Here is a 21,559-nt window from a genome sequence, read left to right as displayed (position 1 = left end):
AGACCTCTTGGAGGGTGGAGTGACCACTGGCATAAAGAGAACAGCTATTCACGGAAGTTATAAAGACTTGCGTCAATTATCTTAATTGAACCGCCGTATACGGAACCGTACGTACGGTGGTGTGAGAGGACGGGAGTTAATCGCTCCCTCCTACTCGATTTATACATAGATAGGTACTTGAAAAGAAATTGAAAAAAAAATAAGAGGCCCCTTATGGTATACTAACGAAATAATAGGAATTTTCCGTAAGGAGTGCAAATAATGGAAAAAGACTGGGACACAGTTGAGCTTCTGAGGCATTCGAGGCACGACTGGCTAAACAAAATTCAATTAATCAAAGGGAATTTAACTTTGGGGAAAATCGATCGAATCAAAGAAATTATTGATGAAATCGTTTATCATACGGAACAAGAATCGAAACTTTCCAATTTACCATTTCCTCATTTAGCATCATTTTTATTAACATATAATTGGTCTTCTCCTCCAATTGTGTTAAATTTCGAAGTGTTAAATCAAGGAGAAGTAAAAAATGTCTCAGATGTAGAAATTACAAATTGGATGAAACAATTTATCCACACACTAGAGTCGGTTGTCGATGAATGGTCGAGCAACTTTTTAACTGTATCGATCGATGCCAAAGAGGAATGGATTCGATTCATTTTTGATTTTAACGGTATACTAAAAGAAAAAGAACCTATTCAACAGTTCCTTGAGGAAAATAAAAAATACATAACTCATTTTGAACAGGATACACAATCTTTTATCCTTGAAGCAAGATTGCATTAACAGTTTCTAAAAGAAAGGAGGAGAATGAAATTGTTCGTTGATCAAGTCAAAATATATGTTAAAGGCGGCGATGGCGGAAATGGGATGGTTGCTTTTCGTCGTGAAAAATATGTCCCAAAAGGCGGACCTGCCGGTGGTGATGGCGGGAAAGGGGCAGATGTCATCTTTGAAGTCGATGAAGGTTTACGTACGCTCATGGATTTCCGCTATCAACGACATTTTAAAGCTCCAAAAGGCGAAAATGGAATGTCTAAAAACCAACATGGAAAAAATGCGAAAGATATGATTGTAAAAGTGCCACCGGGTACAGTCGTTATAGATGATGATACAAAAGAGATCATCGCTGATTTGACGGAACATGGCCAACGTGCAGTCATCGCTAAAGGCGGTAGAGGTGGACGTGGAAATACTCGCTTTGCCACTCCAGCCAACCCAGCCCCTGAACTTTCGGAAAAGGGAGAGCCTGGGCAAGAGCGTTATGTCATTTTAGAATTAAAATTATTAGCAGATGTAGGTTTAGTTGGTTTTCCTAGCGTAGGAAAATCAACGTTACTATCTGTTGTCACTTCAGCTAAACCGAAAATTGCCGATTATCATTTCACAACCATTGTTCCAAATCTTGGCGTTGTCGAAACGGATGATGGTAGAAGTTTTGTAATGGCAGACTTGCCAGGTTTAATTGAAGGGGCTCATCAAGGAGTCGGGTTAGGTCATCAGTTTCTTCGCCATATTGAGCGAACACGTGTCATTATCCATGTCATTGATATGTCAGCAATGGAAGGAAGAGATCCTTACGAAGACTATTTGACGATCAATCGAGAATTAAAAGAGTATAATTTACGGTTAACGGAACGTCCGCAAATAATAGCAGCAAATAAAATGGACATGCCAAATGCTGAAGAAAATTTAAAGGTGTTTAAAGAAAAATTAAAAGATGATGTACCGATTTTCCCAATTTCTGCTGCTACTCATACAGGTCTAAGAGAATTGTTGTATGCAACGGCTGATTTGTTAGAGAAAACTCCGGAATTTCCACTTCATGAAGTACAGGATCCAAGCATCCATCGAGTTGTATACAAGCATGAAGCAGAAGAAAAAGGTTTTCGAATTACAAGAGACCCTGATGGTGCCTTTGTTGTAAGTGGAGAAAAAGTGGAACGTCTTTTCAAAATGACAGACTTCTCAAGAGATGAATCCGTTCGCCGTTTTGCAAGACAACTTCGTTCCATGGGAGTGGACGATGAATTACGTGAGCGTGGGGCGAAAAATGGAGATACCGTACGCTTGTTAGATTATGAATTTGAATTCATTGACTAACGGCTAGGGAGAAGCGATAGGGGTAAAGTTTCATGGAAGAAAAATTTTATTTGGTCAGAGAAGATGTGTTACCAGAGGCCATAAAAAAGACGTTAGAAGCTAAAGAAATGTTAGACCGTGGAAAAGCAAAATCAATTTGGGATGCGGTTCGTGCGGTAGATTTGAGTCGAAGTGCTTTTTATAAGTATAAAGACGCCGTTTTTCCGTTTCATATGATTGTGAAAGAGAAAATAATGACATTATTTTTATCGTTAGAAGATCGCAGAGGAACATTATCGGAAGTTTTGCAGGTTGTTAGCCAATCTGGTTGCAATGTTTTAACTATACATCAAACGATTCCTTTGCAAGGAAAAGCTAACGTCACATTATCATTATCGACGACCGAAATGAATATCGAATTAAATGAGTTTTTATCCCAACTAAAAAAATTGGGTTTTGTTGAAAAGGTAGAAGTTCTAAGTTCGGGAGTATAAAGTAAACGCTCGTGGTATTATTCATCACGAGCGTTTTCTGTTAATAAAAATCCTGCTTCTTTTAATGCACGTTCTGCCATTTCTAAATGTTTAGGATCATAGGAAGCAATCGTATGTAAATGAACCCCATCTGTTAACTGCAATAAAAATCTTGCTTTCGTTTCTTTAATTCGTCTCATATAATCTTTTACTTCTTGTTCGTTTGAAACCATGATCGGGGCCGAAATATCACCGTAAACACCATGCTCCACTTTAACATCTTTTACGATTACTCCTTGTTTAACAAGAAGCATTAACTCTTTTTCCACATCTTCTTCTTGATGTAAAACAGCAATCACTTTTTCGTAAGGTGCTTGCAAATGTGACGGACGAAAATATAAATAGCCTTCACTTGTAGCAATAATTGGCTCATTTCTTGCCTTTAATAATGTGATATCATTAACAATTACTTGCCGACTAACGTTTGCAAGCGAGGCTAACTCACTTCCTTTAATTGGTTGTCCACTTTCTTTCAATTTTTGGATAATCCATTTTCTACGTTCTTCACCAAGCAATTTATGTTGTGTCATTGGTTCCTCCGAAAAAACTTTTTAATAAAATTTTAACACGAAAGAACAAATTTTTCATAAATTCTTCCTTTAAAAAATAAGAACATGCTGTTCCATCATATTTTTTTAAAATCTTTCATAAGTTTTTACGAGAATTATTAGCAATTTGCCTATTTTATCATAGAATATATGGACTGATTCCATAGGAGGGAAGAAGAGTGAAGATCCACATAGTCCAAAAAGGGGATACGCTGTGGAAAATTGCCCAAAAATATGGGGTGGATTTCGAGCAATTAAAGAAAATGAATTCACAGCTATCAAACCCAGATATGATCATGCCCGGAATGAAAATAAAAATTCCAACATCTTCAGGTAATGTAAAAAAAGAAACAGCCACAGCAAAGAAAGAAATGCCAATTGCACAGCATCCAATCATTCAAAAAGAACAGCCTGCAATGCCTGTTAAAAAAGAAGCTCCAAAAAAAGAAGCTCCAAAGAAAGAAGCTCCTGCACAAATGTATATACCAAAAATGCCGCAACCAATCATTCCAGAAATTGATGTTAACAATTATTATATGGTAAATATGGCAAATATGTCGATGCAACAAACAGTTCCACAAATTCCACAAGTGCCTCAAGTGCCAATTTTACCGCCAATGGAAGATAAACTTCCTGAGGTTGAGCCTGTTGAATCAGCTGAGGAAAAACCTGAAGAACCATTACCAATGACAGGAGGTTATGCAATGCCAATGTTCCAAAATTGTTATCCGATTTCTCCAGTATTACCAGGAACTGGGTTACCTTGCCCACCAAATTATCAAATTCCATTTGCCCCGTTCCCACAAACACTACCGGCGCAGCAAGCACCTGTCCAACAACCAATGGGAGACCAAATGGATGAATCGTACAATCAATCCATGGATCTTTCTATGATGCAACCAATGCCATATGGTCCAATGATGCCAATGCAAGCACCAATGATGCCTATGATGCAACAACCATCATATGTCCAAGGGGTTCAAGACGATTGTGGCTGTGGGGGATCACAACCTTCTCAAGGTTCCATGATGCCTAGCCAAATGCCACAAGGCGGTTATGGTACTCCATATATGCCAATGCCACAAGCACCGATGTATCCACAACAATCAATGGGAGGATGGGGACCACAACCAGGATATTTCATGCCAGGCTATCCAATGTATCAAATGAATCCATATGGTCCTGGAATGACAAATAATCAAATGATGAATAGATCCCCTGAATTTGACAATGATGAAGAAAATGAATAAAGAACTTAATGGAGACGGTCTATTTAAGAATCGTCTCCGTTCTTTATTTTATCAAAAGTATCAAATAAACATTCGATCTATTCATCGAATTAATTCCTATGTTTATCAAGTGAATGCCGATCATCAAATATTTTTAGTAAAAGGGTTTCCATCTGAACGTTCATTTCTAAAACAAAAAATATTAACGAATTATTTAAAGTCTCACGATTTTCATGAAACATTTTCTATTTTATTTGATCAGCAAATTTTATTTTCAAGTTTCGGACGTCATTTTAGTGTCATTGAATTTTTACCTCCTCATCGACAACCTTTTACGTACAATTCATTAAAAGAGATTCAAGAAGCTTTACATGTTTTATCAAAATTTCATGCTAAAGCACAAGATTTAAAAGACCACTCAATTTTTCCAAATTTTGATCTAATTGATAAATATAAAAAACGGCTCACAGAATTTTGCTTAAATAAATTCCATTTTCAGTCATTGATGTTACCTTCCATTTTTCAAGAGCTTATTGGTTGGGCAAATTTTTCATTAAATGGAATGGAACAAGCCCAAGATTCTTTTCATACAAATACCATCATTCATGGGGATGTTGCCCATCATAATTTTTTGCGCCATCAAAACGGAAAATTGTATTTAATTGATTTCGATTTATGTGCAAAAAGTAAAAAAGAAACGGATTATTTACAACTGGCAATTCGTGTCCTACCCTATATTAATTGGGATTTAGATCTATTATTTACTCTTTCTCCGCTTCAACAATATGAACGTGATCCGTGGTTTTTATATGGATTACTTTATCCAAGTGAAGTACTTCGTGAATGGAATCATTTTTTTCGAAAAAAGGGTTGGCGAATGGAGGAAACATGGAAATTTTATCTTTTCCAAAAAACTTATCATGATGTTTTAGAAAGGAAAAAATTGTTCTCCGAAATCAAACGTCGATTGTCATGATAAATCCCGTTTTGGCAGTATATAACAGCATGATTTAAGCAAGTATACACACTATAAAAATAAGAATATGACACAATAGATCAAAGCGGGGGATTTCATTGAGACGTTTGAAACCACACTTATTCGTACTTGTTTTCGTATTATTTTTAGTTGCATGTAACAATAACAATGCAAATGTAACTAATGAATCGAAAAACACTACACCAATTGGATATTATTCTAATGAAAAACGGGATGAGAATAACGAAATAACCGATATTTTAAATCCTGGGGATACAGATGGCCGTTTTAGTACGACGGATGTCAATTATCATGGACATTTAAATGTAGACAATCGCCAGCCAAATTCCAATAACTATAATTCGAATGAAAGTAAAATCATTAAAAAAGCTCGACTTGCTGCAGAAAAAGTGAATAATGTGGATCGTGTTCGTTCTGTTTCATTTGGGAGCAATCATGTATTAATCGGTATTACAGTAAAAGATAAATCGAAGAGGAAAGAAACTATTCAAGAAGTGAAAAAGGCTGTAAGTCGTGAACTTGATGGCCAATCCGTTCAAGTTGTCATCGATGAAGGTACAATTGCTAGATAATACAGGCTGCTAAAAATTATTTTCAAGGAAGTGAAAGAGGAGAACTTTGAGGTGTTCTCCTTTTCTTCTTTTTTATAAAAATGGCAAGGTTACGCGTGAACGGAAAAAACTTGCAACTAGATTGATTTTATTTGCAACTCGTTATATTGAGGTAAAAATTTGTTAAACAATAATCGAAAAAACTTGCAATTAATATTGATTTATTTGCAAGTGATCAATCGAGTTCGTTTTTATCGTAATGAGGAAGGATGGACGATTGATTATCCTAACCATTAAGATGTATTGTTGCAACTTTGGTAAATGAATTTGTAAGTTTTTGAAGTGTATTTGTAACTCTTTAATCATTATTTGCAACTAGAAAACATCGTATTTGCAAGTGTTAAAGAAGAATTTGTAACTATCAAAAAATTATTTGTAACTGATGGACATTTTCTTGTAAGTCGACAAAAAATCTTGCAACTTTTAAATACTTTTAACGCAATGGAGGAAAAGCTATATAATGATTAACTAACATCTTTAGTCTTTTATATTATGTTCAAAACAATAATGATTGACAAGTTCCTCAATAAGGTCATGTTTCGGATATTGCCCTTCAAATTGAAACACAATGTCTTCTATAAATTTTCCACGATAATAAACATGAATCGTTCCTTTTTGGTTGACAACACTAAATTCAGGTTCAAACGTGTATTCATTTATTCGAATTGCCCCCATAGCTACAACTCCTTTCATCTTCAACGATATTGTTTAACATGAACAATGAAATCATTCCATCCTCTTTTATTATCAAAAATTGGATAAAACTAAGATGATTGGTCAATATAATAATGATGTTCGAAAACGCTCTAAAAAGAGGTGTCGATCATGAATATGAAAATTCGTATTTTATTCATGCTTCTGCTCATAGGAATGGCCGCATTTAATGTTTTCGGAATGGATGATAAGATACGTACACCTCGCAATGTAAAAGCAGAGGAAGGGGCTAAATCGGAACCATTAAAAATTCAAGTAGTTTTAAAACGAATTTATTTAGATGGAGAAATAAGTGAAGAAATGAGAGAAGAAACGGTATGGGCGATGGAAGATTTATGGGCACAATATAAAGACTGGAAGCTAGTAGACATGGGGTTGGATGGCATTATTTTTGAAAAAAAAATAGACGATATTTCTCCGTTGCTAAAGACGAACGGCTATTTTGGAATTACGGAAAACGGGATATTGTCTATTTTTAATGGAAAACCAGGGAAAGAAAATATTATCCAATCTTTTTTTCAAATAGATATTGATAAATTAGAAAGTCATAGACAGATGGAATTAAAAGAAGGTATACCGATTAAAACGAAAGATCACTATATTCAAGTATTAGAATCTTTACAGTCGTTAAAAAAAGAATCATAATCGACTTATACGGGAATGAGTTATTCATTCCTTTTTTTATTTGTTTACTATTATGACGAGTGTAAATGTTTCTATTTATGGAATATAAATAGCTTTCTACAATCATGTGAACAGTTGTTCGTTTCTCATTTATAATTATGAAAGTAATATGGTACAATGGGGTACAGGAATAAAAGGGAGAGAGAGTTGTGTACGAATTTATTAAAGGGAAAATAGATTTTATCGGGCCTGAATATATCGTGATCGAAAATCAAGGGATTGGATATCAAATTTATACGCCAAACCCATACATATTTTCAAAGTTTGTAGGTGAAACTCAACAAATTTTTGTTTATTTACATGTAAGGGAAGATGCTCAACAACTGTATGGCTTTCAAACTAGACAAGAAAAATATTTATTTACGAAGTTATTAAGTGTTTCAGGAATCGGTCCAAAAGGGGCGTTAGCCATTTTAGCTAGCGGAGAGCCAGAACAAGTTGTCCAAGCCATTGAACAAGAAAATGAAGCATATTTAGTGAAATTTCCTGGTGTTGGGAAAAAAACTGCTAGACAAATCATATTAGATCTTAAAGGAAAGTTAATTGATTTCATTGAGGAAAACGATGATTTACATAAAGGAAATTCCGAAGATTTAAAATGTACGGTACCGATGATGAATCAGGAATTAGAAGAAGCTGTTCTGGCACTGGAAGCTTTAGGATATTCGAAAAAGGAAATTCAACGAGTATTACCGCATATTCAAAACGAATCGCTCACTACGGATCAATATATTAAACTCGCGTTGCAAAAGTTATTAAAATAAAGGGGGAGAGGATATGAGCGACCGTCTCGTTTCAGAAGAAGCAGACATTCAAGACTTGTCGATTGAAAATTCCATACGGCCCCTATCATTTGAACAATATATTGGTCAAGAAAAGGTAAAGTCTAATTTACAAGTTTTTATTGAAGCGGCTAAAATGAGGGAAGAAACACTCGACCATGTTTTATTATATGGCCCTCCTGGTTTAGGAAAAACGACATTAGCCACAATCATTGCCTATGAAATGAAAGGAAATTTACGGACAACTTCAGGGCCAGCTGTGGAAAGACCTGGTGATTTAGCTGCGATATTAACATCATTACAACCGGGAGATGTGTTATTCATCGACGAAATCCATCGTCTCCCTCGCACGGTTGAAGAAGTTTTATATTCTGCTTTAGAAGATTTTTGTATTGATATCGTCATAGGAAAAGGCCCAAGTGCTAGATCCGTAAGAATTGATTTACCGCCATTTACATTGGTCGGAGCTACTACCCGTGCCGGTTCCTTATCTGCTCCATTACGTGACCGTTTCGGAGTATTAAGCCGATTAGAATATTATCAGCCAGATGAATTAAAAAATATCGTTTTTCGAACGTCCTCGATTTTACAAATGGATATTGATGATGAGGCAGCGTTGGAAATTGCAACGAGATCAAGAGGAACTCCGAGGATAGCTAATCGCCTTTTACGAAGAGTCAGAGACTTTGCGCAAGTTCGTGGATTTGATCGAATTACTACAGAGATTGCACAAGAAGCTTTGCAACTATTGCAAGTAGACCGTTTAGGATTAGATCATATTGATCATAAATTATTAAAAGGAATGATAGAAAAGTTTCGTGGTGGTCCTGTTGGCTTAGATACAATTGCAGCAACAATTGGAGAAGAAGCAGGAACGATTGAAGATGTTTATGAACCTTATTTATTGCAAATTGGTTTTATTCAACGAACACCAAGAGGGAGAGTTGTGACAGACTTAGTTTATAAACATTTTCAAATGGAGGTCCCTAAACAATGACAGGTTTATCCAAAATGTTAATGATTACAGGCGGAATTATTTTTATCATTGGTTTTTTAATGCAATTTTTTCATTTTGGGAAACTTCCTGGGGATATTATCATTAAAAAAGGGAATACAACCTTTTATTTCCCAATTGTCACGTCTATACTATTAAGTGTTGTTTTATCGTTAATTTTTTTCATTATGAGTCGCTTGAAATGAGAAAGCAGGTGTCCAATTGAGAGTAGAAGATTTCGACTTTGATTTACCGGAAGAATTAATTGCTCAAACACCGTTAAAGAATCGGTCGGAAAGCCGATTAATGGTATTAGATCGAAAAGAGAAAAGTATTCGTCATGACGTTTTTAAAAATATCAAAGATTATTTATTACCTGGAGATTGTTTAGTATTAAACGATACAAAAGTTCTTCCTGCTCGACTATTTGGTGTAAAACCCGACACAGGGGCACATGTGGAGGTACTTTTATTAAAACAATTAGAAAATGATCGCTGGGAGACATTAGTAAAGCCCGCTAAGCGAGTGAAAAAAGGTACCGTCCTTCAATTTGGAGATGGAAAACTAACAGCGACGTGTGAAGAATTATTAGAGCATGGAGGAAGAATTTTATCTTTTTCTTATGAAGGTGTGTTTTATGAAGTTCTTGATGAGTTAGGAGAAATGCCTCTTCCCCCTTATATTAAAGAGCATTTGGATGATAGAGAACGCTATCAAACGGTATATGCAAAAGAACGTGGTTCCGCTGCGGCCCCAACGGCAGGATTGCATTTTACCGAAGAGTTGTTAGAAGAAATTAAACAAATGGGAGTACATATTGCTTTTATAACGTTACATGTTGGACTAGGAACATTCCGTCCGGTTTCGGTAGAAAATATTGAAGAACATCATATGCATGCAGAATTCTATCAAATGAGTGAAGAAACAGCACATCTACTCAATCAAGTGAAGGAAAAGGGTGGAAGAATTATTACAGTTGGAACGACCTCCACAAGAACACTCGAAACGATCGCATCTAAATTTGATGGTCAATTTGAAGCCGATAGTGGATGGACAAGCATTTTTATTTATCCAGGCTATACATTTAAAGCGATAGATGGCCTTATAACAAATTTCCATTTGCCAAAATCAACTTTAATTATGTTAGTAAGTGCGTTCGCAGGAAGAGAATTCACTTTACAAGCCTATAATGATGCGGTTGAAAAGCGATATCGATTTTTCAGTTTTGGCGATGCCATGTTTATTTATTGATGTTAGTAAATTTTGAGGAAGGAGCAGCAAAGTTGTCAGTCATAAAATATGAACTAATAAAAACATGTAAACAAACAGGAGCAAGACTTGGAAAAATTCATACTCCTCATGGAACATATGAAACACCAATGTTTATGCCGGTAGGAACGTTAGCGACAGTAAAAACAATGTCGCCCGAAGAATTAAAAGAGATGGGTGCTGGTATTATTTTAAGTAATACCTATCATTTATGGTTAAGACCAGGACATGAAATCGTTAAAGAAGCTGGCGGCCTACATTCTTTTATGAACTGGGATCAGGCGATATTGACGGATTCCGGTGGATTTCAGGTGTTTAGTTTAAGTGAGTTCCGCCGCATTGAAGAAGAAGGCGTGTATTTCCGCAATCATTTAAATGGTGAGAAACTCTTTTTATCTCCGGAAAAATCAATGGAAATTCAAAATGCCCTTGGACCAGATATCATGATGGCATTTGACGAATGTCCACCATACCCTGCTACCCATGAATATATGAAAAAATCAGTGGAAAGAACTTCACGTTGGGCCGAACGTTGTTTAAAAGCGCATCAACGCCCAAATGAACAAGGATTATTCGGGATTGTTCAAGGTGGAGAATACGAAGATTTACGTAAGCAAAGTGCGAGCGACCTTGTGTCATTGGATTTTCCGGGATATGCCGTCGGAGGTTTGTCTGTCGGTGAACCGAAAGAAGTGATGAACCGTGTATTAGAGTTTACCACTCCGCTACTTCCAGCCAATAAACCAAGATATTTAATGGGGGTAGGTTCACCTGATTCTTTAATCGATGGCTCTATTCGTGGAATTGATATGTTTGATTGCGTTCTTCCTACTAGAATTGCTAGGAATGGTACATTAATGACAAGTAAGGGTAGACTTGTTGTGAAAAATGCCAAATATGCCCGTGATTTCCGACCAATTGATGAAAACTGTGATTGTTACACATGCCGAAATTATACAAGAGCATATGTCCGACATTTAATTCATACAAATGAAACGTTCGGAATGAGACTTACATCTTACCATAATTTATATTTTCTGATAAAATTAATGGAGCAAGTCCGTCAAGCGATTCGAGAAGATCGACTAGGTGACTTCAGAGAAGAATTTTTTGAACAATATGGTTTTAATCGACCAGATGCGAAAAACTTCTAAAGTTTTATTCTGAAAGGGAGGTGAAAAAATGGGTGGTCAAGCTTATTCTAGTTTATTTATGATTATTTTAATGTTTGTTTTATTCTACTTCTTACTTATTCGTCCACAACAAAAGAGACAAAAGCAAATTCAACAAATGCAATCTGAGCTTCAAAAGGGCGATAAAATCGTAACTATTGGCGGTCTTCACGGGATTGTAGATGCAATTGATGAAGGTAAAATTGTTATCAAATGTGGAGATGGCAGCCGACTTACATACGATCGTGCAGCAGTACGTGAAGTAGTAGAGAAAGCTGGAACAGTTTCTGAATAACGAAGAAGACAAAATGCACTTGGAAATATCCAAGTGTATTTTATTATGGATAAAAATTTTTCCCTATACTGTTAGTTATCATCTTGTGACCGAACTTTAAAAAAAATAAAAGGATGTCCATTTTATGAAAGAAAAATAAATGCGATTGACTCTCTGCAATCGCATTTTTACATAATACTAAATAGACTTGTTTCCACTAGCGACATTTACACCAATGACCCCGCCAAGGATAGCAGTGCCAATGAAACAAGCATAATAAATCATTTGTGTATTGGTAAATAAGGCATCAAAGCCTAAATATTGATATAAAAAATTAATGAGTGTATATAGTATTCCTGTTAGCCCGCCTAATAGCCAGCCTTTTTCTTTTCCTTTCCCCCCTGAGACAAAACCACCGATAAATAAACAGACAAAAGAGATAACTGTAATGATCCATGATAACGATTGTTCACTTAAAGAAGTAAACTTTAGGAGTAATGAAAAGACTAAACTAAATAAAGCGGCGATTACATAAATGACAGCTAATCCATAAAAAACGGACTTAGTCATTTGTCCAACGTTCAACCGTCTTCCTCCTCTCCAGAATGCTTGTTTTCTCTAGTACAAGCGTATTCATCAGAAGGTAAAAATAGAATAAAAATCTTTCTTTCAAATTAAATCATTCATAAAAAGTTGTTCAACAGCCAACCTATAAATACTGTCTTATTTAGGAGGCGGGCAATGGAAATGTATGTAATCATTTGGCGTACTATTTTCATGTATTTTACGATATTAGTGATTTTTCGTTTGATGGGAAAAAGAGAAATTGGAGAACTAAGTATTCTTGATCTTGTCGTTTTTATTATGATTGCAGAAATGGGGATTATTGCGATTGAAAATACCGAGGAATCCATTTTTAAAACGATCATTCCTATGTTTGTCTTAATGGGAATTCAAATAGTCTTGGCTTTTATATCGTTAAAAAGTAAGAGAGTTCGGGATCTCATCGATGGGCGACCGTCTGTGATTATTCAAAATGGAAAAATCGATGAGAAAGAAATGAAAAGGCAAAGATATAATTTTGATGATTTACTTTTACAACTAAGAGAAAACGAAGTAAAAAATATTGCAGATGTAGAGTTTGCTATTTTAGAACCTTCAGGAAAACTTTCCGTATTTAAAAAAGAAAAAGATTCAAATGTAGGAGGATATGCCGTACCGTTAATTTTAGATGGAGAAATTCAAGAAGAAAACTTACGGAAAATGAATCAAACAATCGATTGGTTAACACAAAAGCTACATTCAAAAGGCTATAAGGATATAAAAAACATTTCTTTTTGCAGCTATTATAACGGAAAATTTTATATAGATGAAAAATAACTCCACGCGCAAGTGGAGTTATAACTATTTATTTCATAGATGGATGAATCATCAAGATTATTCGTTTTATTTCTGAAAAATTTATAACCCGTAGGACAAAAAGAATGATGAAATAGAAACAAACCATCCCAACAATGGAAACAGTAATGGATGCGATTAAAGGTATCATTGGCTTTATAGCAGTAAATAAATAAATTCCACAAACTCCAGTGATGATGATAGAACCGATGATTTTAAAAAATTGGCGGACAAAGAAAGTAATAGGAATCGTTTTTAATACAGTCGCATAATGAAGCAATGTTGTAACCATCATTCCGACAACGATGCCAAGAGCGGCCCCAATAATTCCAAATGATGGATGGGACGCCAACATAAAGATGCAGCCGATTTTTATGATGTTTCCAAAAATGCTATTAATCATGGCAGCTTTAGCTAAATCTAACGCTTGTAACACGGCTTGGAGCGGTCCTTGTATGTAATAAAGGATAAAAAATGGGGCCATTAGTTTTAAAAATATTGCTCCGTTTGTGGAATGGTAGAGGAATTCCATCAATGGTTCAGCTAAAACATATAAAACAACAGATGAAAGTCCTCCGCAAATAAGTACAAACTTGATGGCTTGTTGAAGCCGATTTTCTACTAACTTTAAATTTTTTAACGCATAAGCTTCACTAATAGATGGAACAAGAGCCGTACTTAAGGCAAAGGTGATAAAAGAAGGTAACAATAATAATGGCATCGCAAAGCCCGTTAACGCACCATATTGTTTTGTAGCAACCACTGTCGTGATACCCGCTAAAGCTAAACTGTGCGTGACGACAATTGGTTCTAAAAACCAAGAAATGGACCCAATCATCCTACTGCCCAAGGTTGGCAACGCAATGCTCATTAGTTCCTTAAAAATTCCTTTACTTTTGTTCAAAGCACGGAAAAAATTTTTTCTCATTGGAAAATGTTTTTTTAACTTAAACATGGTTGCTAAATATAGTAAGGAAACGAGTTCTCCAATAATGGATGCCGCCATCGCACCACTAGCAGCATACTCAATTCCATATGGATAAAGTAAATGCGTGAAATAAAAGATAAACCCGATCCTTACTGCTTGCTCAATTACTTGAGATATTGCGGAAGGTTTCATGTTTTGTTTTCCTTGAAAATATCCTCTCAACACTGATGACACGGCAATGATAGGAACAATCGGTGATATTGCCAATAACGGATATAACGTTCGTTGATCGGTAAAAATTTGATCAGCGATAATAGGAGCTCCGAACATTAATAATGGGGTAAAAATAATAGATAGGGATAATGTTGTTGTTAATGAGACGACAAGTATTTTTTTAACCTTTCGAGAATCTTTTTTTGCTTCTGCCTCGGCGACACGTTTTGAAATAGCTACCGGTAATCCAAGTTGTGTAATGGTGACAACTAATATAAACGTAGGGTAAGCCATCATATATAAACCGACACCTTCTTCTCCTAGAAGACGTGCAATAGCAATTCTATTAATAAAGCCTAAAATTCGGGTAATAAATCCGGCAGCAAGTAAAATGAGAGTTCCTTTTATAAACTTTGACATTATGTTCCCTGCCTTCTCAAAATTGGAATTTTTTTATACAATTGATATATATGCAACTGGTTGGACAAAGAATGACAAGTTGTTAAAACTAAAGGAGTGTTTGAATTGGAAAGCACAAAAATGTTGGAATCGTTAAGGGATCAATTGAAGCCGGCCATTTTGAGCAAATTGAATGAATTTGAAATACTTGGATATGAAAGTGTTCAAGAGGATGATATTTGGAAATTTTTATTAATGAAAAAATGGAGAAAATTAAAAGAAGATGACATACAGTTACATAAACTTGTAAACGATATATTGTCGGTAAGGATCCAAGAATATATGACATTTATTACAGTCGAAGCTTTCCAAACTCCTTCAAGCGTATTGAGTTCTGACGACTTAAAAGAATTGTTAAAGTAATGTTTGACATGAAAATTTTGCTAATTCATAATGAAACTATTAATATTGTTTTGCACGTTAAAGGGAGGACCGTACAGCATGGTAAAGAGAAGTCGCATCGTAGCGTTTTTTCTCATCATTGTGTTATTAGGAAGTTTGATGGGATTAACAACAAATGGGGTATTAAAGAATATTAAACTTGGATTAGACCTCCAAGGTGGGTTTGAAGTTTTATATAAAGTAGAACCGGTAGAAAAAGGGCAAAAAATTGATGAAAAGGCTTTGGCAAGCACCGCTGAAGCGCTTAATGAACGTATTAACGTCTTAGGAGTGAGTGAGCCGAATATACAAATTGAAAGCAACAATCGTATTCGCGTTCAGCTCGCTGGTGTTGAGGATCAAAATCAAGCGAGGGAAATTTTATCAACAACCGCTTATTTAACGTTTCGAGATGCCAATGATAAAAAACTATTAGATGGAACGGATATTGTCCAAGGCTCTGCAAAGCAATCATTTGATCAAGCAGGGAAACCAAACGTTACTTTAGAAATTAAAGATGCTGAAAAATTTGCTGAAGCGACGGAACATGTGTTGAAACAAAGCGAAAATGTTATGGTTATTTGGCTTGATTTTGAAGAAGGAAAAGATTCTTATCAAGCGGAAAAATTGAAAGATGATCCGAAATTTATCTCTGCACCTTCAGTCGATCAAGTGTTAAGAACGAATAACGTAGAAATTAGAGGCTCTTTTACTCCAGAAGAAGCACAAACGCTAGCAAATTTATTAAATGCTGGATCATTACCGGTGAAACTAGTAGAAGAATATTCCACATCCGTAGGTGCGCAATTTGGTGAAAAAGCGTTACAAAGTACAGTTTTTGCTGGAATTATTGGTGTTGCATTAATCTTTTTATTTATGATTCTATATTATCGCTTACCAGGTGTTATTGCTGTTATTACCCTATCAGTTTATATCTATCTAATATTAGTTGTATTTGATTGGATGAATGCTGTATTAACGTTACCGGGAATTGCCGCACTTCTTTTAGGAGTAGGAATGGCAGTCGATGCAAATATTCTTACATACGAACGATTAAAAGAAGAAATTAAAGTGGGAAGATCATTAAAAGCAGCGTTTACTGAAGGAAATAAAACTTCTTTAGCAACTATACTTGATGCAAACTTAACTACTATCCTTGCAGCAATAGTATTATTTATTTACGGGACAAGCTCTGTAAAAGGGTTTGCTACAATGCTCATTGTAAGTATATTAGTAAGTTTTATTACAGCTGTTTACGGTTCAAGAATTTTACTTGGTTTATTAATTCAAAGTAAAATGTTTAATAAACGATATGGATGGTTTGGCGTTAAAAAAGAAGATATAAAAGATATTGCGGAAGGATATGACACGCTAGAACTTCCAACGAGATTTGACAAGTGGGATCTAGTGAAACATCATAAAAAATTCTTTACCTTTTCTTCCGTCCTTATAATCGTCGGTGTTATTTTACTGTTCACGTTAAAATTAAACTTAGGAATTGACTTTTCAAGTGGTACTAGAATTGAAATAGTTGCGGACAAGTCTTTATCTACAGCTGAAATTAAAGAAGAATTAAATAGACTGGATATTCAAACAGATGATATCGTTTTAGCTGGTGAAAAGGATGAAATAGCAGCGGTTAGATATAAAGGGGTTTTAAACAAAGATGAAATTGCTGAATTAAAAAATCATTTCTCTGAAAAATATGGACACGAACCGAATGTAAGTGCCGTGACACCAACCGTTGGTAAAGAGTTAGCGAAAAATGCAATAATTGGTGTTATCATCGCTGCCATTGGTATTATCATTTATGTAACGCTTCGATTTGAAATAAAAATGGCTGTAGCATCCGTACTTGCATTATTGCATGATGCGTTTGTAATTCTTGCAGTGTTTTCCATCGTTCGATTTGAAGTTGATTTAACGTTTATCGCTGCGGTATTAACTGTTATCGGATATTCCATTAACGATACGATTGTTACATTTGACCGCATTCGTGCGCATATGAAAAGAAAAAGAAGAATTAAACAGTTTAAAGAACTTGTGGATATTGTCAATAGCAGTTTGAGACAAACATTAACCCGTTCCATCAACACCGTTTTAACGGTAGTATTCGTCGTCGTTGCTTTATTAATATTTGGAAGTGAGTCCATCAAAAATTTCTCTTTCGCATTATTAATCGGGTTAATTGCAGGTACATATTCTTCCTTATTCATTGCGGCACAAGTTTGGTTAGTTTGGAAAGGAAAAGAATTGAAGAAAAAAGGAACTATTATTACTTACAAAGAAAAGAAAAAATATTCCGACCAACCACAAGTATAAAATGCCGGTGATTCCGGCATTTTTTTTGGTACTTTATTAAGTTAATGGGAAAACTATCATGGTGTTATAATGGAGAACTTCTTAAACGGAAGGAAGACAAGAATTGGATAAGAAACAAAGATTTAAAGAAGCGGAATTAGGAGCAATCATCGGGGTTTGTGGAAATTTATTTTTAGCTTTAATAAAAGGGATCATTGGGATGCTTTCAGGAAGTAAAGCATTAATTGCAGATGCAGCTAATTCTGCTTCAGATGTTGCAGGTTCCATTGCAGTATTTATCGGATTGAGGGCAGCAAAGCGACCTCCGGATCGCGATCACCCATACGGGCACGGGAAGGCTGAATCTATTGCCGCTATTATTGTAGCTGTACTCTTATTTTTAGTAGGAATTGAAATAGCGCAATCATCATTTTCTGCATTTTTTCAACCGATGGAAGCACCTAAAATTTATGCCGTCTATGCTTTAATATTTTCAATGATTATTAAAGAAGCAATGTTTCGATACAATTATGCTTTAGGGAAAAAGCTTAATAGTGACGCATTATTGGTGAATGCCTATGATCATCGTTCCGATGTCATCGCTTCCTTTGCTGCTTTAGTAGGAGTAGGAAGTGCCATTTTAGGTGACTATTTCAATATCGACTGGCTTATTTATGCAGACCCTTTAGCAGGAATAATTGTCTCCATATTTATTATCCGATTAGCTTGGAAATTAGGAGCTGAATCCATTCATAATACTTTAGACCATGTTCTTCATGAAGAAGATACTGTGGAAATGCGGCAAATAGTAAAAAATATTCCCGGAGTAATGGAAATTAACGAACTTCATGCAAGGGAACATGGTCATTATGTCATCGTCGATATTAAAGTATCTGTGGATCCCTATATTACGGTAGAGGAAGGACATAAAATTGGAAAAAAAGTGAAGCAAGAACTATTAACATTGAATCAAGTTGAAAATGTCTTTGTTCACATTAATCCATATAATCCAAATGACAAGGATGAGTAGCAACATCTCCTTCAGCAAATTTTCTTCATTGAAACGATTTCACCTCTTTTGTATAATAAAAAAGGCTAAAAGAGGTGAAAGTCTATGTTAAGACCGAAATCACGTTGGATCGTTCATCCGACGGATCACGAAATATCGGGAATGTTAGAGAAAAGTTTACAGTTAACACCTCTCGTATCAACATTGTTAATCAACCGTGGCTTTAAAACCGTTGAATCGGCACGGTATTTTTTATTTGAAGAAAATCATTTTCATGATCCATTTCTATTACCGGATATGGATATAGCTGTCGAAAGAATAAAAACAGCCATCGCCAAACAGGAAAAGATATTAATTTTTGGTGACTATGATGCAGATGGTGTAACTAGTACGGCAATATTACTTGAAACATTAAAAAAAATGGGAGCTATCGTCGATTTCTACATACCGAATCGCTTTACAGAAGGCTATGGTCCGAACGAAAAAGCTTTTCAAAAAGCTCATGAACAAGGGGTATCATTAATCATTACTGTGGACACGGGAATATCTGCACTTCATGAGGCAATGGTAGCAAAAAATTTACAAATGGATTTAATAATTACTGATCATCATGAACCCGGTCCTGTTTTACCAGATGCGCTTGCTATCGTTCATCCTAAACGGGAAGATTCAAACTATCCGTTTCGAGATTTAGCTGGAGTTGGCGTTTCCTTTAAATTAGCGACCGCATTGCTTGGTGGAGTAGATGAGAATTTATTGGATTTAGCTGCTATCGGTACTATAGCGGATTTAGTTCCATTGTTGGACGAAAATCGAATTATTGTAAAAAAGGGAATTGAACAGTTAAAAATAACAAAACGCCCTGGCTTAATCCAATTAATGAAAATTGCGGGGATTTCCCAGTTGGAAGTAGATGAAGATGGAATCGGATTTGGGATAGCTCCTAGAGTAAATGCAGCTGGTAGATTAGAACATGCATCATTTGTCGTAGAACTGCTAACTACACAAGACGTTAGTCGAAGTCGTGAGCTTGCTGAAGAATTAAATGACCTGAATCAAACGAGACAAAAAATTGTACAAGAATTGTTTGAAAAAGCATCGAAACAAGCACAAGAAGTATGTTTGGCAAATGATCACCCCGTTATCATCGTTGGTGATTACAATTGGCATCAAGGAGTTATAGGGATTGTCGCTTCTAAATTGGTAGAAGCTTTTTACCGACCAGTTATTGTGTTTTCTTATGATGAAGAGAAACAAGAAGCTAAAGGGTCAGCCCGAAGTATACCAGGATTCGATTTATATAAAAACTTATCTAATTGTAAAGATCTATTATCACATTTCGGGGGACATCCGATGGCAGCTGGGATGACGCTCCCAATTGAACATGTTGAACCATTGAGAGAGCGGCTTATCGATTTGGCATTCGAACAACTATCGGAAGAGGATTTTATTCCATTAGTGGAACTGGATTATGAAGCAAAACTTGAGGATATAACTATTGAAGCGATTGAGCAAATCCAACTGTTATCTCCTTTTGGGGTAGGGAATCCTAAGCCAAAAGTATTAATACAGGATGTAGAATTACAATCTGTGAGAAAAATAGGTGCGGATTCTTCCCATTTAAAAGCGCTATTATGCAAAGAATCTATTCAGGTAGATGCCGTATCATTTGGAAATGGCGAAGTGGCAGATCATATTTCCCCGTTAGCAAAAGCTTCGGTGATTGGAGAATTAGGGATTAATGAATGGAATAATCGAAGAAAACCCCAGGTGTTTTTATCTGATATCAAAATTGACGAATGGCAATTATTTGATATACGTGGTAACCAAAAAGCTGAAGCCTGGATCCATAAAATACCACTAAGCGATAGTACAATTGTTGTTTTTCAACAGGAAACGATTAATGCCATCGGATTAAATCAGACTTCGTCCAATGTTATATGGATACAAGATGATGAAATGGCTAGAAACTTTTTATTCCATCATCGTAACATCGTCCTTGCTGATTTACCAACAAAAAAAGACATTCTTGTTTATTTGTTATATGGGAAAGATGTTGAAAGGATTTATGCAAGATTTTATCATAAAAATGAACACTTCCTTAGCATATTTCCAACAAGGGATTATTTCAAATGGTTTTACTCATTTCTTGCCAAACGCAGTTCATTTGATTTAAAACGTCATGCTGAAGAATTGGCAAAATATAGAGGTTGGACAAAAGAAACGGTTGAGTTTATGGCTAATGTATTCCAAGAACTTAACATCGCACAAATTGATGATCAAGGTACTATTCGTTTAACTTATATTAAGCAAAAAAGAGATTTAACAGAATCAAAAATATATCAAGATAAGTTAGAAAAATATCAATTAGAACAAGAACTACTTTATTCAAATTACGCTGAATTGAAAAATTGGTTTGACACACATGTGTTTTCTGTGTCGAAGAACGGGAGGAACTTACAATGGATTTAAAGCAATATGTTACAATTGTAGAAGATTGGCCAAAACCAGGCATTCGTTTTAAAGATATTACAACGTTAATGGATAACGGAACTGCATTCAAATATGCTACCGATGAAATTGTCAAATATGCAAAGGAAAAAGAAATCGATATCGTTGTTGGTCCAGAAGCTCGAGGTTTTATTATCGGTTGTCCAGTTGCATATGCCCTTGGTGTCGGCTTTGCACCTGTTCGAAAAGAAGGAAAACTTCCTCGAGAAACGATAAAAGTTGAATACGGATTAGAGTATGGGAAAGACGTTTTAACCATTCATAAAGATGCAATTAAACCTGGTCAGAGAGTACTCATCACCGATGACCTATTAGCTACTGGTGGTACAATTGAAGCTACAATCAAGTTGGTAGAACAATTAGGAGGAGTTGTAGCAGGAATTGCATTTTTAATTGAATTATCTTATTTAAATGGAAGAAGCAAATTAGAAGGCTATGATATTTTAGCATTAATGGAGTATTAATTTTAG

22 protein-coding genes and 1 pseudogene are annotated in these 21,559 nt (G+C 35.5%); 19 read left to right on the top strand and 4 right to left on the bottom strand.

Annotation, left to right across the window (positions count from 1 at the left end):
• Positions 1–261 precede the first annotated feature (261 nt).
• Genes AC3ASS_RS03575 through AC3ASS_RS03565 form a run of 3 tightly spaced genes read left to right on the top strand, consistent with a single transcriptional unit; the run spans position 262 to position 2,576 of the window.
• Positions 262–786, top strand: coding sequence for a Spo0B C-terminal domain-containing protein (locus AC3ASS_RS03575; protein ID WP_488282141.1), 525 nt, complete (start codon positions 262–264; stop codon positions 784–786).
• Positions 787–816: 30 nt separating this feature from the next.
• Positions 817–2,103 (top strand): GTPase ObgE, encoded by a 1,287-nt coding sequence (gene obgE / locus AC3ASS_RS03570; protein WP_488282140.1) that lies wholly within the window; start codon positions 817–819, stop codon positions 2,101–2,103.
• A 32-nt stretch (positions 2,104–2,135) separates the two neighbouring features.
• Positions 2,136–2,576: an ACT domain-containing protein gene (locus AC3ASS_RS03565; protein ID WP_488282139.1), complete on the top strand. Its 441-nt coding sequence runs from the start codon at positions 2,136–2,138 to the stop codon at positions 2,574–2,576.
• Positions 2,577–2,593: 17 nt separating this feature from the next.
• On the opposite strand, the gene AC3ASS_RS03560 is transcribed toward AC3ASS_RS03565, so the two are convergent.
• A complete protein-coding gene (locus AC3ASS_RS03560) occupies positions 2,594–3,145 on the bottom strand; it encodes a 3H domain-containing protein (RefSeq protein ID WP_488282138.1) in 552 nt (183 codons plus the stop codon).
• Between the two features lie 197 nt (positions 3,146–3,342).
• On the opposite strand from AC3ASS_RS03560, the pseudogene safA reads away from it, so the two are divergent.
• The 3 genes and pseudogenes from safA to AC3ASS_RS03545 all read left to right on the top strand — a co-directional run.
• A pseudogene (safA, locus tag AC3ASS_RS03555) lies at positions 3,343–3,487 on the top strand (SafA/ExsA family spore coat assembly protein); the annotation flags it as partial.
• 918 nt (positions 3,488–4,405) lie between these two features.
• The gene (locus AC3ASS_RS03550) at positions 4,406–5,368 is read left to right on the top strand and encodes a hypothetical protein (protein ID WP_488282137.1); all 963 of its coding nucleotides are present in this window, start codon (positions 4,406–4,408) and stop codon (positions 5,366–5,368) included.
• Between the two features lie 98 nt (positions 5,369–5,466).
• Positions 5,467–5,961 (top strand): YhcN/YlaJ family sporulation lipoprotein, encoded by a 495-nt coding sequence (locus AC3ASS_RS03545; protein ID WP_488282136.1) that lies wholly within the window; start codon positions 5,467–5,469, stop codon positions 5,959–5,961.
• A gap of 516 nt (positions 5,962–6,477) precedes the next feature.
• Here the strand turns inward: AC3ASS_RS03545 and AC3ASS_RS03540 are convergent.
• Positions 6,478–6,675 (bottom strand): YbxH family protein, encoded by a 198-nt coding sequence (locus AC3ASS_RS03540; protein ID WP_488282135.1) that lies wholly within the window; start codon positions 6,673–6,675, stop codon positions 6,478–6,480.
• Between the two features lie 150 nt (positions 6,676–6,825).
• Between AC3ASS_RS03540 and AC3ASS_RS03535 the strand changes: the two genes are divergently transcribed.
• The 7 genes from AC3ASS_RS03535 to yajC all read left to right on the top strand — a co-directional run bounded on the left by AC3ASS_RS03535 (position 6,826) and on the right by yajC (position 11,910).
• Positions 6,826–7,359 carry a BofC C-terminal domain-containing protein gene (locus tag AC3ASS_RS03535; protein WP_488282134.1) on the top strand — a complete coding sequence of 178 codons (534 nt, stop codon included), beginning with the start codon at positions 6,826–6,828 and terminating at the stop codon, positions 7,357–7,359.
• 188 nt (positions 7,360–7,547) lie between these two features.
• Positions 7,548–8,162, top strand: coding sequence for a Holliday junction branch migration protein RuvA (gene ruvA, locus AC3ASS_RS03530; RefSeq protein WP_488282133.1), 615 nt, complete (start codon positions 7,548–7,550; stop codon positions 8,160–8,162).
• A 13-nt stretch (positions 8,163–8,175) separates the two neighbouring features.
• Complete coding sequence (gene ruvB, locus AC3ASS_RS03525; RefSeq protein ID WP_488282132.1) at positions 8,176–9,177, top strand: Holliday junction branch migration DNA helicase RuvB; 1,002 nt, start codon at positions 8,176–8,178, stop codon at positions 9,175–9,177.
• Positions 9,174–9,380, top strand: coding sequence for a DUF2905 domain-containing protein (locus AC3ASS_RS03520; RefSeq protein ID WP_488282131.1), 207 nt, complete (start codon positions 9,174–9,176; stop codon positions 9,378–9,380). Before ruvB ends, AC3ASS_RS03520 begins: the two co-directional genes overlap by 4 nt.
• Before the next feature lie 16 nt (positions 9,381–9,396).
• On the top strand, positions 9,397–10,425 hold the full coding sequence (queA, locus tag AC3ASS_RS03515) for a tRNA preQ1(34) S-adenosylmethionine ribosyltransferase-isomerase QueA (protein ID WP_488282130.1): 1,029 nt from the start codon (positions 9,397–9,399) through the stop codon (positions 10,423–10,425).
• A 32-nt stretch (positions 10,426–10,457) separates the two neighbouring features.
• Positions 10,458–11,597: a tRNA guanosine(34) transglycosylase Tgt gene (gene tgt, locus AC3ASS_RS03510; RefSeq protein ID WP_488282129.1), complete on the top strand. Its 1,140-nt coding sequence runs from the start codon at positions 10,458–10,460 to the stop codon at positions 11,595–11,597.
• Positions 11,598–11,625: 28 nt separating this feature from the next.
• The gene (gene yajC, locus AC3ASS_RS03505; RefSeq protein ID WP_488282128.1) at positions 11,626–11,910 is read left to right on the top strand and encodes a preprotein translocase subunit YajC; all 285 of its coding nucleotides are present in this window, start codon (positions 11,626–11,628) and stop codon (positions 11,908–11,910) included.
• A 177-nt stretch (positions 11,911–12,087) separates the two neighbouring features.
• Here yajC and AC3ASS_RS03500 read toward each other — a convergent pair whose 3' ends face one another.
• Positions 12,088–12,474: a TIGR04086 family membrane protein gene (locus tag AC3ASS_RS03500; RefSeq protein ID WP_488282127.1), complete on the bottom strand. Its 387-nt coding sequence runs from the start codon at positions 12,472–12,474 to the stop codon at positions 12,088–12,090.
• A gap of 156 nt (positions 12,475–12,630) precedes the next feature.
• Between AC3ASS_RS03500 and AC3ASS_RS03495 the strand changes: the two genes are divergently transcribed.
• Positions 12,631–13,269 carry a YetF domain-containing protein gene (locus tag AC3ASS_RS03495; protein ID WP_488282126.1) on the top strand — a complete coding sequence of 213 codons (639 nt, stop codon included), beginning with the start codon at positions 12,631–12,633 and terminating at the stop codon, positions 13,267–13,269.
• Between the two features lie 28 nt (positions 13,270–13,297).
• On the opposite strand, the gene spoVB is transcribed toward AC3ASS_RS03495, so the two are convergent.
• Positions 13,298–14,848 carry a stage V sporulation protein B gene (spoVB, locus tag AC3ASS_RS03490; protein WP_488282125.1) on the bottom strand — a complete coding sequence of 517 codons (1,551 nt, stop codon included), beginning with the start codon at positions 14,846–14,848 and terminating at the stop codon, positions 13,298–13,300.
• Positions 14,849–14,953: 105 nt separating this feature from the next.
• On the opposite strand from spoVB, the gene AC3ASS_RS03485 reads away from it, so the two are divergent.
• The 5 genes from AC3ASS_RS03485 (at position 14,954) to AC3ASS_RS03465 (ending at position 21,553) form a co-directional block, all read left to right on the top strand.
• Positions 14,954–15,250, top strand: a complete 297-nt coding sequence (locus tag AC3ASS_RS03485; RefSeq protein WP_488282124.1) for a post-transcriptional regulator — start codon at positions 14,954–14,956, stop codon at positions 15,248–15,250.
• A 78-nt stretch (positions 15,251–15,328) separates the two neighbouring features.
• Positions 15,329–17,590: a protein translocase subunit SecDF gene (gene secDF, locus AC3ASS_RS03480; RefSeq protein ID WP_488282123.1), complete on the top strand. Its 2,262-nt coding sequence runs from the start codon at positions 15,329–15,331 to the stop codon at positions 17,588–17,590.
• A 103-nt stretch (positions 17,591–17,693) separates the two neighbouring features.
• Positions 17,694–18,599 carry a cation diffusion facilitator family transporter gene (locus AC3ASS_RS03475; protein ID WP_488282122.1) on the top strand — a complete coding sequence of 302 codons (906 nt, stop codon included), beginning with the start codon at positions 17,694–17,696 and terminating at the stop codon, positions 18,597–18,599.
• 84 nt (positions 18,600–18,683) lie between these two features.
• Positions 18,684–21,050 carry a single-stranded-DNA-specific exonuclease RecJ gene (gene recJ, locus AC3ASS_RS03470; protein WP_488282121.1) on the top strand — a complete coding sequence of 789 codons (2,367 nt, stop codon included), beginning with the start codon at positions 18,684–18,686 and terminating at the stop codon, positions 21,048–21,050.
• Positions 21,041–21,553, top strand: a complete 513-nt coding sequence (locus tag AC3ASS_RS03465; RefSeq protein WP_488282120.1) for an adenine phosphoribosyltransferase — start codon at positions 21,041–21,043, stop codon at positions 21,551–21,553. The genes recJ and AC3ASS_RS03465 overlap by 10 nt, the downstream gene beginning before the upstream one ends.
• The last annotated feature ends 6 nt before the right edge of the window (positions 21,554–21,559 follow it).

The organism is Bacillus sp. JST-5 (genome assembly GCF_057747715.1).
This window is presented reverse-complemented; position numbering and strand designations above follow the sequence as displayed.

Excerpts from the sequence above, each read along its gene's own strand:
- spoVB (WP_488282125.1), bottom strand. The coding sequence starts at position 14,848 with ATGTCAAAGTTTATAAAAGGAACTCTCATTTTACTTGCTGCCGGATTT.
- AC3ASS_RS03565 (WP_488282139.1), top strand. The coding sequence starts at position 2,136 with ATGGAAGAAAAATTTTATTTGGTCAGAGAAGATGTGTTACCAGAGGCC.
- AC3ASS_RS03495 (WP_488282126.1), top strand. The coding sequence starts at position 12,631 with ATGGAAATGTATGTAATCATTTGGCGTACTATTTTCATGTATTTTACG.
- AC3ASS_RS03550 (WP_488282137.1), top strand. The coding sequence starts at position 4,406 with ATGAATAAAGAACTTAATGGAGACGGTCTATTTAAGAATCGTCTCCGT.
- AC3ASS_RS03465 (WP_488282120.1), top strand. The coding sequence starts at position 21,041 with ATGGATTTAAAGCAATATGTTACAATTGTAGAAGATTGGCCAAAACCA.
- AC3ASS_RS03575 (WP_488282141.1), top strand. The coding sequence starts at position 262 with ATGGAAAAAGACTGGGACACAGTTGAGCTTCTGAGGCATTCGAGGCAC.
- ruvB (WP_488282132.1), top strand. The coding sequence starts at position 8,176 with ATGAGCGACCGTCTCGTTTCAGAAGAAGCAGACATTCAAGACTTGTCG.
- secDF (WP_488282123.1), top strand. The coding sequence starts at position 15,329 with ATGGTAAAGAGAAGTCGCATCGTAGCGTTTTTTCTCATCATTGTGTTA.
- AC3ASS_RS03560 (WP_488282138.1), bottom strand. The coding sequence starts at position 3,145 with ATGACACAACATAAATTGCTTGGTGAAGAACGTAGAAAATGGATTATC.
- AC3ASS_RS03540 (WP_488282135.1), bottom strand. The coding sequence starts at position 6,675 with ATGGGGGCAATTCGAATAAATGAATACACGTTTGAACCTGAATTTAGT.
- AC3ASS_RS03520 (WP_488282131.1), top strand. The coding sequence starts at position 9,174 with ATGACAGGTTTATCCAAAATGTTAATGATTACAGGCGGAATTATTTTT.
- AC3ASS_RS03535 (WP_488282134.1), top strand. The coding sequence starts at position 6,826 with ATGAATATGAAAATTCGTATTTTATTCATGCTTCTGCTCATAGGAATG.
- recJ (WP_488282121.1), top strand. The coding sequence starts at position 18,684 with ATGTTAAGACCGAAATCACGTTGGATCGTTCATCCGACGGATCACGAA.
- yajC (WP_488282128.1), top strand. The coding sequence starts at position 11,626 with ATGGGTGGTCAAGCTTATTCTAGTTTATTTATGATTATTTTAATGTTT.